Here is a 15,351-nt window from a genome sequence, read left to right on the forward strand (position 1 = left end):
CTGTCCTGCTCGCCACCTACAATTCAATCCCATGCCGATCACCCCAGACACCCCCCGTTTTCATGCCCTGGTGCCCTGCGCCGGCACGGGCAGCCGCGCGGGCACCGCTGTCCCGAAGCAATACCAATCTGTGGCGGGCCAACCCATGGTCATGCACACCGTGCAGGCCCTGGCGCAAGTGCCACAACTGGCCAGTGGCTGGCTGGTGGTGTCACCAGGCGATGAATTTGCCTGGCCCACATCGGGCTGGCCCGAGCATTTCAGGCGCGCGCCCTGTGGCGGCGCAACCCGCGCCGAGAGCGTTTTCAACGGCCTGAGCGCCATGTTGCACGCGGGCGAAGCCGCTCAAGATTGGGTGCTGGTGCACGACGCAGCGCGTTGCCTGATCACACCCGAAGCGGTGTCGGCCTTGATGACGGCCTGTCAGGATGACCCAGTGGGCGGCCTGTTGGCGTTGCCGCTGCCCGACACCCTCAAGGCGCACACCTTGGACGGCCGGAACGCCCGCGTGGCCCGCACAGTGCCCCGCGAAGACAAATGGTTGGCCCAAACGCCGCAAATGTTTCGCCTCGGGGCTTTGCATGCCGCCTTGGCAGAGGCCGCCGTCAACGGCTTTGAAGGCATCACCGATGAGTCCAGTGCCATGGAGCGCCAGGGCCTCTCGCCACGTCTGGTGCCCGGCTCGGCCCAAAATTTGAAAGTCACTTACCCGGCCGACTTCGCGTTTGCCGAGGCGGTTTTGAAAGGCCGAACATGAACATCCGCGTGGGAGAAGGCTGGGACGTGCATGCCCTGGTGCCAGGGCGCAAGTTGATTTTTGGGGGGGTGGAGATCCCCCACACGTCGGGCCTGTTGGGCCACTCAGACGCCGATGTGCTGCTGCACGCCATCACCGATGCGGTGCTGGGGGCGGCGGGCTTGGGCGACATTGGGCGGCATTTTCCGGACACGGATGCGCAGTTCAGGGGAGCCGATTCATCGGTGTTGCTGGCCGAGGCCATGCGCCGCGTGCGCGCGCAAGGTTGGGAGCTGGTGAACGTGGACAGCACCATCGTGGCGCAAGCGCCCAAACTGGCCCCGCACATGGCGGCCATCAACGCGGGCGTGGCGCGGGCGTTGGGCGTGCAGGCAGATCAGGTGAATGTGAAGGCCAAGACCGCAGAAAAGCTGGGGCCGGTGGGCATGGGCCAAAGCATCGAGGCGCGGGCTGTCGCTTTGTTGAAGCAGGCGTGATGGCTAAACCCGAGCCAGAACCCGTGGCCGGTGTTCCAGCCGCATCGCCCCAAAAAAAGCAGCGGCAGACTTTTTCAGTGCTTCTTTCATTGAGCGGTCCATCCGCCATCCATGTTCCAGGCGACCCCGCGCACGTTGTTGCCCGCAGCCGAGCAAAAGAACACCGCCAAATCGCCCAGCTCTTCAGGTGTGGTGAACTGCATCGAGGGTTCTTTTTCTTGTAACAGGACTTTTTTGGCTTCTTCGTTGGACAAGCCCATAGCGGCTGCTTTGGCGTCCACCTGTTTTTGCACCAAGGGCGTGAGCACCCAGCCGGGGCAAATGGCGTTGCAGGTCACGCCGGTGGTGGCGTTTTCCAGTGCGGTGACCTTGGTCAGGCCCACCACGCCATGCTTGGCCGCAACATAGGCCGATTTTTCTGCCGAGCCGACCAGTCCGTGGATGGAGGCCACGTTGATGATGCGGCCCCAGTTGGCGGCCTTCATGGCAGGCAGCGCCATGCGGGTGGCGTGGAAGGCGCTGCTGAGGTTGATGGCAATGATGGCGTCCCAGCGCTCGGTGGGAAAGTCTTCGATTTTGGCCACATGCTGGATACCGGCGTTGTTGACCAAAATATCAACTTGGCCAAAGGTGTCTGCGGCGAACTTCATCATGGCCTCAATTTCGCTGGCTTTGCTCATGTCGGCACCGTGGTAAGCCACCTTCACGCCCAAGGCAGCAATTTCGGTCTTGGGGCCTTCGGCATCGCCAAAACCATTGAGAACAACGTTGACGCCTTGCCTGGCCAAAGCCTTGGCGATGCCCAGACCGATTCCGCTGGTTGAACCCGTGACCAACGCTGTTTTACCTTGCAACATGATGAGGAGACTCCGAAAGATGAATTAGGATGTTCAAAACTCCATTATGGTGCTGCCCAAGTTGGTTGGAAGCGCCAGTTCCTGCTGATTGTCACTCATTGCCATGTCCACTTTGTCGCCTGATTTCGCTCAACCCCAGCTTGAATTTGTGGATTGCCCCCACCCCGAGGGCCATCACCGCATGGCCTATTGGCGTTGGGGCGATGCGGGGGCCGCCCATGTGGTGGTTTGTGTACACGGGTTGACCCGCCAAGGCCGAGACTTTGACCGTCTGGCGCAGGCTTTGCTATTGCAGCGCCCGCAGGGGCTGCAAGTCATTTGCCCCGATGTGGTGGGGCGCGGTCGCAGCGATTGGTTGAGTACGCCCGATGCCTACCAGTTGCCGCAGTACGCCGCTGACATGTTGGCCATGTTGGCGCAAGTCCAAGCCGGTTTGGGAGCGCACAAGCCCATGCAAGTGCTCGATTGGGTCGGCACCAGCATGGGGGGCTTGATCGGCATGGCGTTGGCGGGACAACCTGGATTGCCTTTGCCTGTGCCCATTCGCCGTCTCGTGCTCAACGAGGTGGGTCCGGTCATCAACTGGAGTTCGGTGCAACGCATGCAAGCCTATGTGGGGCAATTTGGCCAATACCGCAATCTGGATGAAGTCGCAGCTGTTTTGCGGCTGCTGTCGCAAGGCTTTGGGCCGGTGCCGGCAGCACTGTGGCGTGAAATGTCGAAGCACATGACGCGCCCCGGCCCCGACGGAGCCTTGACTTTGCATTACGACCCGGCGATCGGTGTCAACTTGCGTGCCATGACGCCCGAAATCGCCAGCGCTGGTGAGGCCGCGCTGTGGGCCTTGTACGACCAGATTCGGGCTCAAACCTTGCTGATTCGCGGCGAGGACTCGGACCTGCTGACCCCGGAAACGGCCACAGCCATGACCGTGCGCGGGCCCCGTGCGCTGCTGCAGACCTGGCCCGGTTTTGGCCACGCGCCCACCTTGACAGGCGATGACCAGACTGCTGCAGTGTCGCGCTTTTTGCTGGATGTGTGAGCCGATGGTCAGCCCCAGCTCCAGCCACCCCGCAAGCCCGATGTCGCCCGCCGGGCGCTTGTACGCGCGCCCCAAGCTTTTGCCCCCTGTGGTAGTGGCCACCGCCGATGTGGCCGAAAAGGAACAGCAGGCCGAGACCCTGGCCAAGGCCCGTGCCTTTGCCGTGCCATTGATTGCCGGAGAAGCCCTGGACACGGGCGAGAACATCTTGCAGCATGCGGATGCCGTGGCCGCGATCTTGGCCGACATTGGCGGCTCGCTGGCCATGCAAGCGGCCAGTTATTTGGTGTATGCCTGCCCGCATCTGAACAAACCCGAGGAGGCCATGGCCAAGACCTTCGGGCCCCATTTGGCGCAATTGGCCATTCAAACCAACCAACTGGTTCATGTGCAGCGGCTGTCGCGCGCCTCGGAAAACCAGTACCTCCATACCGACAACTCTCAGCTCAACCCCCTGTTACAGGCCGAAAATGTACGCAAGATGTTGCTGGCCTTCAGCCGCGACCTGCGTGTGGTGATGCTGCGCCTGGCCTCGCGTTTGCAAACATTGCGTCATTTCGCGGCCAGCAAATTGCCGGTGCCAGCCGCGTTGGCCAGCGAGTCCCTGCAGGTGTTTGCGCCTCTGGCCAACCGCTTGGGCATCTGGCAAATCAAGTGGGAGGTGGAGGACTTGTCCTTCCGCTTTCTGGAGCCCGATACCTACAGGGACATTGCCCGGCTGTTGGACGAAAAACGCACCGAGCGCGAGAGCCACATGCTGGCCCTGCGCGAAAGCCTGCAATTGGCGCTGGCCAACCAAGGCATAGCGGCCACCGTCGAGGGGCGGCCAAAACACATCTACAGCATCGTGCGCAAGATGCGTGGCAAGTCGCTCAGCTTTGACCGTGTATTTGACCTGCGTGCCCTGCGTGTGGTGGTGCCCGATGTGGCCGACTGTTACCAGGTGCTCAGTTGGGTGCATGAGCAGTTCACCCCCATCGTGACTGAGTTTGACGACTACATCGCCAAGCCCAAAGCCAATGGCTACCAGTCGCTGCACACTGTAGTGCGAGATGCCGATGGTGGCCCGATCGAGGTGCAAATTCGTACCCAGGCCATGCACGAACATGCCGAACACGGTGTGGCGGCGCACTGGGCTTACAAAGAGGCCGGCTCCAAGGGATACAGCGGGGTGTCCGCTGACAGCGATTACGACACCAAGATTGCCGTGCTGCGCCAATTGCTCGCCTGGGAGCGTGACCTGTCAGGTGCGGCGCAAGAAAAGGCGCAGGGCAAAGGCTTGTTCGATGACCGCATCTATGTACTGACTCCCGATGCGGCTGTGGTCGAGTTGCCGCAAGGCGCCACACCGATCGACTTTGCCTACACGGTGCACACCCTCTTGGGCCACCGCTGTCGGGGTGCCAAGGTAGATGGTGCCATGGTGCCGCTGAACACGTCACTGGCCAATGGTCAGACCGTGGAGATCACTGCGATCAAAGAGGGTGGACCTTCGCGCGACTGGCTCAATCCCGATTTGGGTTATTTGGCCAGTCCCCGAGCACGGGCCAAGGTGCGGGCCTGGTTCAACGCACAAGTCAGCGCAGAAACCATCGCCCGGGGCCGCGAAGCGGTTGAGAAATCCTTGCAGCGCCTGGGCCGCACCGCGATCCGGTTGGACGATTTGGCCAGCCAGCTGGGCTTCAAGTCAGCTGACGGCTTGTTTGAGGTGGTGGGCAAGGACGAGTATTCGCTGCGCAACATTGAGGTCTTGCTCAACCCCCCCGAGCCTGCGCTGGAGCCCGCCGAGTATTTTCAAAAGAAGTTCAGCGCAGCGCTTGCTCGCAAGTCGCCCTCCGGTGTGCTGGTGGTGGGGGTGGATTCATTGCTCACGCAGTTGTCGCGTTGCTGCAAACCCGCGCCCCCCGATGCGATTGGCGGCTTTGTCACACGCGGCAAGGGCGTGAGTATCCACCGACAAGATTGCAGCAACTTCCGCGAACTGGCCTCGCGCCATGCCGAGCGCGTGATTGAGGTACGCTGGGGTGAGGGCAAAGCTTCGGAAGGCTCGGTCTATCCGGTTGATGTGTCGGTTGAGGCCATCGACCGGCAAGGTCTGCTGCGCGATATATCCGAAGTCTTTACCAAGGAAAAAATGAATGTGATCGGCGTGCAAACCCAGTCTGTCAAAGGCACGGCCTGGATGACCTTCACTGTGGAAATCGGTGATGCAGTGAGTTTGAACCGGGTCTTGGTCATTGTTCGTGGGGTCAAAGGCGTCAGGGCTGCCCGCAGGCGCTGATCTCGGGATCTCGAAAAGTCGGCTCAAAATCGGGTTTTTGACGCTATAATTTGCGCCTTAGCAGGCGCGTAGCTCAGTTGGTTAGAGCACCACCTTGACATGGTGGGGGTCGCTAGTTCGAATCTAGTCGCGCCTACCAAATTCGGTAGGGAAATCAAGTACTTGGCGGAAACGCTCGGTGCTTTTTTTTGCCCAATCGTCCATCAAAACCTGCACTGTCCGCGAACTTGCAATGTCATTGGAACTCCAATGAAACACCCTCAATGACTGGTGTTCTTCAGTTCCGGCAGTCCGCTATTTTTTGCTTTTGAAGCGCGCGATGGCCTCTTTCAAATCTCTAAATTCTTCGCAAGAGAAAACACAGGCTTTGTCCAAGCGCGCCAACATCTGTTCGGCGCCTGCAAGGTCGTTCTTCATGAGAAAGAGTTCGCCGTAGTACTCCAAAGCGCCCCTGTGTTTGGCATCAATCTTGAGCGCTGCTATATAAAAGCGCTCGGCTGCGGCCAAATCTGGGGGGGATTTTTTGCGCTGTGCATAGCCCAGCAGATTATTCCAATCGGCTGAGTTGCTTTGGTTGGCTGCCTCCAGCGTACTGATGGCGGCTGAATAACTGTTGGCCTTGATTTCTTTTTGGGCTTGAGCTTGCCAAGATGACGCCGACTCTGAAGGGCCGTAGTCAGCCGCATGCGCAAGCACAACACAGGCGGCCAATGCCAAGGCTAAGATTTGTTTGGTTTTGCGCATGATGTAAATCCCCAAAATTTGGACATGATAAAGCCGTGAGCAAGGGCCTGATTTTCAGGCCGTCACCATGCCTTGATGCCGCAGCAGCGCATCCAGGCTCGGCTCGCGGCCCCGGAAGGCCTTGAACGACTCCAGCGCTGGGCGGCTGCCGCCAGCCTCCAAAATGGCTTGGCGGTACAGGCGTCCGGTTTCCACGCTGGGCGTGCCGTCGGAGGCGGCGGTTTCTTCAAAGGCGGCGTAGGCATCGGCGCTCAGTACCTCGGCCCATTTGTAGCTGTAATAACCCGCAGCGTAACCGCCTGCAAAAATGTGGCTGAAGGTGTGGGCCATGCGGTTGAAGGCGGGTGGGCGCATGACGGCGACTTCGTCGCGAACCTGTTGCAAGAGCGGCATGAAGTCTTGCGCCGGGTCGTGTTCTGAATGCACCAGCATGTCGAACAGCGAAAACTCGATCTGGCGCAGGGTTTGCAAGCCGCTTTGGAAGTTTTTGGCGGCCAGCATCTTGTCGAACAGGGCGCGCGGCAGGGGCTCGCCGGTTTCCACATGGGCCGTCATGTGGCGCAGCACCGACCATTCCCAGCAGAAATTTTCCATGAACTGGCTGGGCAGCTCGACCGCATCCCACTCGACGCCGCTGATGCCCGAGACGTCACGCTCGTTCACCTGCGTCAGCATGTGGTGCAGGCCGTGGCCAAACTCGTGGAAGAGGGTGATCACGTCGTCGTGCGTGAGCAAGGCAGGCTGGCCGTTCACGCCTTCGGCAAAGTTGCACACCAGGTGCGCCACGGGCGTTTGCAGCACGCCGGTGTCGGGGCGCTGCCAGCGGCCGCGCACATCGTCCATCCAGGCACCGCCGCGCTTGCCGGCGCGGGCTGGGGGGTCGAGGTAGAACTGGCCCACCAGTTGGCCTTCGCGCTCGATGCGGTAAAAGCCCACGGCGGGGTGCCAGACCGGCGCTTGGTCGGCGCGGATGTTGACTTCGAACAGGGTTTCGATGATCTTGAACAGCCCAGCCAGCACTTTGGGGGCGGTGAAGTATTGCTTGACCTCTTGTTCGCTGAAGCTGTAGCGCGCTTCCTTGAGTTTTTCGCTCAAATAAGGCACGTCCCAGGCGTTCAGCGGGCCGTTCAAGCCCAATGCATTGCTGGCAAATTCGCGCAGATCGGCCAAGTCTTTTTCGGCAAAGGGGCGGGCTTTGACCGCCAGGTCACGCAAGAAACTGGTGACTTTTTCGGGGGACTCGGCCATTTTGGGCACCACCGAGACTTGGGCGTAGTTGTCAAAACCCAGCAGACGTGATTCTTCTTGACGCAGCGCCAAAATTTCTTGTATCAAGGGGGTGTTGTCGAAATGCTTGAAGTCTTCTGGGGCCTGGTCTGAGGCTCGAGTCACATAGGCTTTGTAGAGTTGTTCGCGCAAGGCCGTGTTGTCGGCGAACTGCATCACGGGCAGGTACACCGGCATTTTGAGCGACAGGCGGTGGCCTTCTTGGCCTTCTTTTTGAGCGGCGTCGCGGGTGGCCTGAACCACGTCGGCGGGCACGCCTTGGAGCTGTTCTGTGCTCACGTACAGCGCAAATTTGTCGGTGGCGTCCAAAGTGTTTTCGCTGAACTTTTGAGTGATCTCGGCCAGCCGTTCCTGGATGGCGGCGTAGCGCTCTTTGGCTGTGCCCTGCAGCTCGGCACCGCCCAGCACAAAGCCGCGCAGGGCGTTTTTGCGGGCTTGCGTTTGTTCGGTGTTGAGGCTGGCGGCGTCAATGGCTTTGTATTTGGCATACAGACGCTCGTCGCTGCCCAGGCGCGTCCAGAACTCGGTCACGCGGGGCAGGGCGGCGTTGTAGGCGGCGCGCAACTCGGGGGTGTCGGCCACGCTGTTGAGGTGTGAGACGACGCCCCAGGCCATGCCCAGTCGCTCGGTGCTCACGTCCAAGGTGCTGGCGATGGCTTTCCAGTCGGCTGGAAAGTCGGTGGCGGTCACGGTGTCCAGCGCCTTTTCGGCGGCGCTCAGCAGTTCGTCCAAGGCCGGGGCCACATGATCGGGGGCGATGCGGTCAAACAGGGGCAGGCCAGAAGTGTCGAGCAAGGGGTTGGTCATGAGGCTTCCAGAAGTCGGTTCAGTCTATCAATGCTTTGTATCACTTGGTGGCGCGCTCGGCAGCTTCAAGGGTGTTGACCAGCAGCATGGTGATGGTCATGGGGCCGACGCCGCCGGGCACGGGGGTGATGTGGCTGGCGACTTGTTTCACGCCTTCAAAGTCCACGTCGCCACACAGTTTGCCTGCGTCATTGCGGTTCATGCCCACGTCCAGCACCACCGCGCCGGGCTTGACCATGTCGGCCGTGAGCACGTTGCGTTTGCCCACGGCGGCCACGATCACATCGGCTTGCAAGGTCATGGCCTTCAGGTCGGGGGAGGCGCTGTGGCAAATCGTCACGGTGGCGTTTTGTTGCAAGAGCATCAGCGCCATGGGTTTGCCCACAATGTTGCTGCGGCCAATGACCACGGCGTGTTTGCCGCGCAGGTCGTAGCCAATGCTTTCGAGCATTTTCATGCAGCCGTAAGGCGTGCAGGGCCAGAAACCGGGCATGCCGGTCATCAAGGCCCCGGCGCTGGCGATGTGAAAGCCGTCCACGTCTTTGGCGGGGCTGATGGCTTCGATGACTTTTTGGGCATCGATGTGTGCGGGCAAGGGCAGTTGCACCAGGATGCCGTGGATGCTGGGGTCCATGTTCAGGGCTTCAACCCGGGCCAGCAGGTCGGCTACGGTCATGGTGGCTTCGTACTTCTCCAGCACCGAGTGCAGGCCGCTGTCTTCGCAGGCCTTGACCTTGTTGCGCACATAAACCTGGCTGGCCGGGTTGTCCCCCACCAGCACCACGGCCAGACCGGGCGTCACACCCTTGGCCTTGAGGGCTTGGGCCCGGGCGGCGACTTCGGTGCGCAGTTGTTTTGAGAGCTGGTTGCCGTCGATGAGTTGGGCTGTCATTTTTTAGAAATAGAAAAGTCAGAGAGAAAATGCAAAACGCCCGACTGATGCGGGCGTTTCAAAGGGCTTGTGGGGATCAGGCTTTTGGGGCGGTTTGCCCGAGCGCGATCTTGAGCAAATCGGCCACGGTGTTGGCGTTGAGCTTTTCCATGATGTTGGCGCGGTGCGCTTCCACCGTCTTGATGCTGATGCCCAGATCGTCGGCGATCTGTTTGTTCAGGCGACCGGCGACGATGCGTTCGAGCACCTGAGCTTCGCGGCCTGTCAGCTTGGACAGCAGGGCATCCCGGCTGACCGCTTGCTGGTAACCCGCAAACGCCTCACGGGCTTCGTCCAGCATTCGCTCGACCAGGCCCAGCAATTCTTCTTCCTTGAAAGGTTTCTGGATGAAGTCCATCGCCCCTTTTTTCATGGTCGTGACCGCCATGGGCACGTCGCCATGGCCAGTGATGAACACGATGGGCAGGGGCGATTTGCGCTCGATCAGGCGGTCTTGCAATTCCAGACCGGTCATGCCGCCCATGCGGATGTCGGCGATCAGGCAGGCCACTTCACGTGGGTCGTAGCGGCTGATGAAGGACTCGGCACTGTCAAAGCAACGCACCCGGTAATCCTTGCCTTCGAGCAACCATTGCAGTGAATCTCGCACCGCTTCATCATCGTCAACAACGTATACAGTGCCTTTTTTGGGGATCAAACTCATTCATTTACCTCAGTGGCTTTGGGTGTGGTCAAGGCGGTTTCGACCGGTATCCAGAAAGAGAAACGACATCCTGTCACCTGACCGGAATTGTAGAGGTTCTCGGCTGTGATCCGCCCTTGGTGTGATTCGACAATACTTCTGCACAAATTCAGGCCAATTCCCATGCCTTCCACCTTGGTCGAGAAAAAGGCCTCATAGACCCGTTCCATGGCTCCTGGCGGCAGGCCTGCTCCGGTGTCCATCACCGAGAACTCCACAACAGACTGGTTCTCGATGTGTTTGGGCAAGATCCGCAATTCGACTTGTCGTTTGTCGGGGGGGCGATTGGCGTTTTCAATCGACTCGACCGCATTTTTCATCAAATTCACCAGGACTTGCTCAATCAGGATGGGGTCCACCCAAAGCTTGGGCAGTCGCGCCGCCACATGGTGTGTCAAGCGCACATGCCTTCTTCGCAGTTCGATTTCAGCCAGCTCCAGCGATTCACTGACCATGGCAGATACATCGGACAAGGTCCGATTGGGTTCACTGCGTTTGACAAAGCTTCGAATGCGAAAAATGATTTGTCCCGCTCTCTGCGCTTGGTGATTGGTTTTTTCGAGCGCCCAGAGCAAGTCCTCTTCTTTGACTTGTTTGCTTTGAATCCTCGAAATCATGCCGCTGCAATAGTTGCTGATGGCGGTGAGGGGTTGATTCAGTTCATGTGCCACGCTTGAAGCCATTTCGCCCATGGTGATCAACCGGCTGGCAGTTTGGGCGCGTTCGGCTTGTTTTGCGGCCAATTCTTCAGCCTGGCGGCGCGGTGTGATGTCGCTGGCAATCACCATTTGGGCCAGCCGTCCGTCTGCCCAATTGATGTAACGAGAGCGCACTTCCAGCCATTTTTCGAGTTCGGGTACAAAAATTTCTGCGTTTTCTGAACCGGCCTGAGTCAGGCCCACGGTGGGTAATCCAGCCATGTCGTCCACATCGTCCGAAACCTTTTCGCCGTTGTAGGCCTCGCCCGCTTGCTGCACCAGTCGAAGATGACCTTGCGTGTTTTGGCCAAACCACAAACGGTACAGTTTGTTCGCAAACAGCAGCTCTTCGCTGCCCAAAGGTGCCACTGACACCGAGGCGTCCAGGGCCTCCAGCACGATGGTGAAGCGCTCATGAGCGCCGGCCAACTGTTCTCGAATCCGGTTGGGTTCGGTGATGTCGGTCATGGATGTCATCCAGCCGGTCTGTTTGCCTGTGGCATCAATCAAAGGGGAAACATACATGCGAGCCTCGAACAATTGTCCATTTTTGCGCTTGACCCTGACCTGAAAGCCGCCCGCCGAGTGTTGGCCACTGATCTCCTCTTCGAGGCGTCGCATCAGCAATTCCTGATCTTGTTCGGGCCAATACGGAAACGGTGCCACCGCACCCACCAATTCGGATTCATTCCAGCCGGTCATTTGGCAAAAGGCGGGGTTGACATAGGTGATGCGCCCACGAAGATCGAGCGCTCGCATGCCGGTCAGCATGGAGTTTTCCATGGCGCGTCGGAAATTGGTTTCTTCCACCAAGGCCTTTTGTGCCTGCAAGCGTCTGCGGGTGTGTCGCCAATTGGCGATCAGCATCCAGGCGGTCATCACGCTGAGCACACTCACCAGCCAGAACAAGCCACTGCCCACCAAACCCTGAGATGTTCGCCAAGTTTGGGCTCGCAGGACCAAGTCGTTGCCAACGGGTGAAACAGGGATTTGATAATCGTTGTGCGGTTTATCGCTGCCAGGCAGCAAAGACCATACCGCAGTGCGCGAGGTGATCGATTGACCCGCCAGCATGTTTCCATCTCCATCATGAAGTGCCACAGCGTATTTGGCCAAAACCTCGGTGGGGATGCCATAACGTAACAGTCCTTCCATGCTGTATTCGGCTAGCACCACGCCATTGAATCGTCCCTGGTCGTTGCTGAGCGGGGTATGCAGCTGCAACACGTTCATGAATGAATCCCTGTCAGCCTCGACCTTGACTTTTCCGTAAATGGGCTGCATCAAGTCTCTTGCCAAGCTCAAGAGTGTCTCGGTTTCTCCCAGCTTGACGATGCTTCCGCTGCGCCACTGCTGACTTTGTGAAAGGCTGGAGGTGTTTTGTGTGGCCACAACTCGTCTTTTGTCATCGATCCAGGTCAAGGACAAGAACTCGGGGTACTGTTGCACCAAAGATTCTGAGCGGATCAGGAATTGATCCACCCTGATTTCACGATTTGAGATGTCGCGTGCCAGGCGCATGACTTGCTCTTGACGCTCGAGCAAACGCAACCTCAACCGTTGTTGGGCGTATTCCACATCTCGCTTAATGGCCTCCTGCTCACGCTCAACCTCTTCGATCCGCAGATACCAAAATGCACTGGCAATGGCGGCCAGAAACAACACCACCGCCGCCACCGGCGCCAAGTTGGCAAACCTGTCTTGCCTGTTGGGCGATTGACGACGCCACCACGACAGCCACCAGGTCACAGGGCTGACTTTTCCGACAACCGAAGATGTTTTGTTCAATGCCATGGTCTGAGTTTAGAGGACACCCCCCGCTTATTGTTGTCAAATTGGGCTTGATGTCTTTCAATATTTTGCAATGCAAAATTAATCTGCATAATTTGAAATAAGAAGAAAATTGTGTAAAAATTCAAGACTCTTCAATGACCATGATGCACAGGAAACAAGCATGACATCGGCAACACCACAATCATCGATGAAAGATATGGACAGCCAAGAAACCCGCGAATGGATGGACGCCTTGTCCGCCGTGATCGAAAAAGCGGGTCCAGAGCGCGCCCACTTTTTACTGGAAGAGCTGCTGGAAGAAGCCCGCCAGAACAGCATCGATTTGCCGTTTTCGGCCACGACCGGTTACGTCAACACCATTGAGCCCAACGAAGAGGCCCGTTGCCCCGGCAACATCGAGATCGAAGAGCGCCTGCGCGCCTACATGCGCTGGAACGCCATGGCCATGGTGGTTAAGGCCAACCGCCACAACCCCGCTGATGGCGGCGATTTGGGCGGTCACATCGGCTCATTCGCCTCGCTGGCCCACATGTTTGGTGCCGGTTTCAACCATTTTTGGCATGCCGAGAACGAAAACCACGGTGGTGACTGTCTCTACATCCAGGGCCACGTGTCGCCCGGCGTGTATGCCCGCGCTTACCTCGAAGGCCGCCTGACCGAAGAGCAGTTGCTCAACTTCCGCCAGGAAGTGGACGGCAAAGGCCTGTCGAGCTACCCACACCCCAAGCTGATGCCCGAGTTTTGGCAGTTCCCCACCGTGTCGATGGGCTTGGGCCCATTGATGGCCATCTACCAAGCGCGATTTTTGAAGTACCTGCACGCCCGTGGCATTGCCAACACCGAAAACCGCAAGGTCTGGGTGTTCTGTGGTGACGGCGAGATGGACGAAGTCGAATCATTGGGCGCAATTGGTTTGGCCGCTCGCGAGAACCTGGACAACCTGATTTTTGTCGTCAACTGCAACTTGCAGCGCCTGGACGGTCCGGTGCGCGGCAACGGCAAGATCGTGCAAGAGCTTGAAGGCGAGTTCCGTGGCTCCGGCTGGAACGTCATCAAGCTGCTCTGGGGCAGCGAGTGGGACAGCCTGCTGGCTCGCGACAAAGATGGCGCGCTGCGCAAGCTGATGATGGAAACCTTGGACGGTGATTACCAGGCCTTCAAGGCCAACGACGGCGCTTATGTGCGCAAGCATTTCTTTGGCCGCGACCCGCGCACGCTGGAGATGGTGGCGCACCTGACGGACAACGACATCTGGAACCTCAAGCGTGGCGGTCATGACCCCCAAAAAGTCTATGCCGCTTACCACCAAGCGGTCAATACCAAGGGGCAGCCCACCGTGTTGCTGATCAAAACCGTCAAGGGCTTTGGCATGGGCAAGGCGGGTGAGGGCAAAAACACCGTTCACCAGACCAAGAAGCTCACGGACGACGACATCAAGTACATGCGCGACCGCTTCAACATCCCGATCCCGGACAGCGAGCTGGCCAACATTCCTTTTTACAAGCCCGCTGACGACACGCCAGAGATGCGTTACCTGCATGAGCGCCGCCAAGCATTGGGTGGCTACTTGCCCAAGCGCCGCGCCAAGGCCGAAGAGAGCTTCACCGTGCCTTCGCTCGACACCTTCAAAGCCGTGATGGAGCCCACCGCCGAAGGCCGTGAAATCTCCACCACCCAAGCCTATGTGCGCTTCTTGACGCAACTGCTGAGAGACCAAGCATTGGGCCCACGCGTGGTGCCGATTCTGGTGGACGAAGCCCGCACATTCGGCATGGAAGGCCTGTTCCGCCAGATCGGTATTTACAACCCTGCAGGCCAGCAGTACACCCCGGTCGACAAAGACCAGGTCATGTACTACAAGGAAGACAAAGCCGGTCAAATTCTGCAAGAAGGCATCAACGAAGCCGGCGGCATGTCCAGCTGGATCGCGGCCGCCACCAGCTACAGCTCCAGCAACCGCATCATGGTGCCGTTCTATGTGTATTACTCGATGTTCGGCTTTCAGCGCATTGGCGATTTGGCCTGGGCTGCGGGCGACATGCAAGCGCGCGGCTTCTTGCTGGGCGGTACTTCGGGCCGCACCACTTTGAATGGCGAAGGCCTGCAGCACGAAGACGGTCACAGCCACATCATGGCCAACACCATCCCCAACTGTGTGTCTTATGACCCGACCTTCGCACACGAAGTCGGTGTCATCCTGCACCACGGCTTGAAGCGCATGGTCGAAAAGCAAGACAACGTGTTTTATTACATCACCCTGCTCAACGAAAACTACGCCATGCCAGGTCTGACGCCCGGCACCGAAGAGCAGATCATCAAGGGCATGTATTTGTGCAAGCCTGGAGCAGTTTCGAGCGGCACCTCCGGCGCGGGCGAAAAACGCGTGCAACTGCTGGGCTCGGGCACTATCTTGCGCGAATCGATTGCCGCGCAAACCCTGCTGGCCACCGACTGGGGCATTCAGGCCGACGTGTGGAGCTGCCCAAGCTTCAACGAGCTGACCCGCGACGGCCAAGACGCTGAGCGCCACAACATGTTGCACCCGCTGGAAACACCCCGAGTGTCGTTCGTGGGCCAACAGCTGGCCAAGCACAGCGGCCCCGTGGTCGCATCGACCGATTACATGAAGGCCTATGCCGAGCAGATCCGTCCGTTCATTCCAAAAGACCGCACCTACAAAGTGCTGGGCACCGACGGCTTTGGCCGCTCTGACTTCCGCAGCAAGCTGCGCGAGCACTTCGAGGTGAACCGCCACTACATCGTCGTGGCCGCGCTCAAAGCGCTCAGCGAGGACGGCGCAGTGCCCGTCAGCCAAGTGGCTGAGGCGATCAAAAAGTACGGCATCAACACCGAAAAAGTGAATCCTCTTTACGCGTAAGCGGAAAACGGGATTCATTTTTCAGCGAAGACTCATATCGCGCAGCGATGTGATGTCGAAGCTACAAGATTCACTCATCAGGAAAGTGAGACATAT

At 58.8% G+C, this 15,351-nt stretch carries 11 protein-coding genes and 1 tRNA gene; 6 read left to right on the top strand and 6 right to left on the bottom strand.

The window, feature by feature from the left end; genetic code table 11:
• The first annotated feature begins 31 nt into the window (after positions 1–31).
• Together ispD and ispF are read left to right on the top strand one after the other, a co-directional pair.
• A complete protein-coding gene (ispD, locus tag HEQ17_RS05290) occupies positions 32–757 on the top strand; it encodes a 2-C-methyl-D-erythritol 4-phosphate cytidylyltransferase (RefSeq protein WP_296291774.1) in 726 nt (241 codons plus the stop codon).
• Positions 754–1,233, top strand: coding sequence for a 2-C-methyl-D-erythritol 2,4-cyclodiphosphate synthase (gene ispF, locus HEQ17_RS05295; protein WP_296291775.1), 480 nt, complete (start codon positions 754–756; stop codon positions 1,231–1,233). Before ispD ends, ispF begins: the two co-directional genes overlap by 4 nt.
• 86 nt (positions 1,234–1,319) lie before the next feature.
• Here the strand turns inward: ispF and HEQ17_RS05300 are convergent, their stop codons facing one another.
• Positions 1,320–2,090, bottom strand: coding sequence for a 3-hydroxybutyrate dehydrogenase (locus HEQ17_RS05300; protein ID WP_296291776.1), 771 nt, complete (start codon positions 2,088–2,090; stop codon positions 1,320–1,322).
• 103 nt (positions 2,091–2,193) lie between these two features.
• Between HEQ17_RS05300 and HEQ17_RS05305 the strand changes: the two genes are divergently transcribed.
• The 3 genes from HEQ17_RS05305 (at position 2,194) to HEQ17_RS05315 (ending at position 5,552) form a co-directional block, all read left to right on the top strand.
• Positions 2,194–3,132 (top strand): alpha/beta hydrolase, encoded by a 939-nt coding sequence (locus HEQ17_RS05305; RefSeq protein WP_296291777.1) that lies wholly within the window; start codon positions 2,194–2,196, stop codon positions 3,130–3,132.
• A gap of 40 nt (positions 3,133–3,172) precedes the next feature.
• Positions 3,173–5,413, top strand: coding sequence for a bifunctional (p)ppGpp synthetase/guanosine-3',5'-bis(diphosphate) 3'-pyrophosphohydrolase (locus tag HEQ17_RS05310; protein WP_296293679.1), 2,241 nt, complete (start codon positions 3,173–3,175; stop codon positions 5,411–5,413).
• 62 nt (positions 5,414–5,475) lie between these two features.
• Positions 5,476–5,552: transfer RNA gene (locus HEQ17_RS05315), tRNA-Val, on the top strand.
• A gap of 155 nt (positions 5,553–5,707) precedes the next feature.
• Here the strand turns inward: HEQ17_RS05315 and HEQ17_RS05320 are convergent.
• From HEQ17_RS05320 to HEQ17_RS05340, 5 genes are all read right to left on the bottom strand, one after another.
• Complete coding sequence (locus tag HEQ17_RS05320) at positions 5,708–6,157, bottom strand: hypothetical protein (RefSeq protein WP_296291778.1); 450 nt, start codon at positions 6,155–6,157, stop codon at positions 5,708–5,710.
• A 54-nt stretch (positions 6,158–6,211) separates the two neighbouring features.
• On the bottom strand, positions 6,212–8,251 hold the full coding sequence (locus HEQ17_RS05325; protein WP_296291779.1) for a M3 family metallopeptidase: 2,040 nt from the start codon (positions 8,249–8,251) through the stop codon (positions 6,212–6,214).
• 40 nt (positions 8,252–8,291) lie between these two features.
• On the bottom strand, positions 8,292–9,143 hold the full coding sequence (folD, locus tag HEQ17_RS05330) for a bifunctional methylenetetrahydrofolate dehydrogenase/methenyltetrahydrofolate cyclohydrolase FolD (RefSeq protein WP_296291780.1): 852 nt from the start codon (positions 9,141–9,143) through the stop codon (positions 8,292–8,294).
• 76 nt (positions 9,144–9,219) lie between these two features.
• Positions 9,220–9,846, bottom strand: coding sequence for a response regulator transcription factor (locus tag HEQ17_RS05335; RefSeq protein WP_296291781.1), 627 nt, complete (start codon positions 9,844–9,846; stop codon positions 9,220–9,222).
• Entirely contained in the window at positions 9,843–12,377 is a 2,535-nt protein-coding gene (locus tag HEQ17_RS05340; RefSeq protein ID WP_296291782.1) for a PAS domain-containing sensor histidine kinase, read from the bottom strand. Before HEQ17_RS05340 ends, HEQ17_RS05335 begins: the two co-directional genes overlap by 4 nt.
• A gap of 187 nt (positions 12,378–12,564) precedes the next feature.
• On the opposite strand from HEQ17_RS05340, the gene aceE reads away from it, so the two are divergent.
• Positions 12,565–15,255 (top strand): pyruvate dehydrogenase (acetyl-transferring), homodimeric type, encoded by a 2,691-nt coding sequence (gene aceE, locus HEQ17_RS05345; protein WP_296291783.1) that lies wholly within the window; start codon positions 12,565–12,567, stop codon positions 15,253–15,255.
• Positions 15,256–15,351: the final 96 nt, after the last annotated feature.

Origin of the sequence: Limnohabitans sp., assembly GCF_023910625.1 — a bacterium.
In the GTDB taxonomy this organism is placed as follows: Bacteria; Pseudomonadota; Gammaproteobacteria; order Burkholderiales; family Burkholderiaceae_C; genus Limnohabitans_A.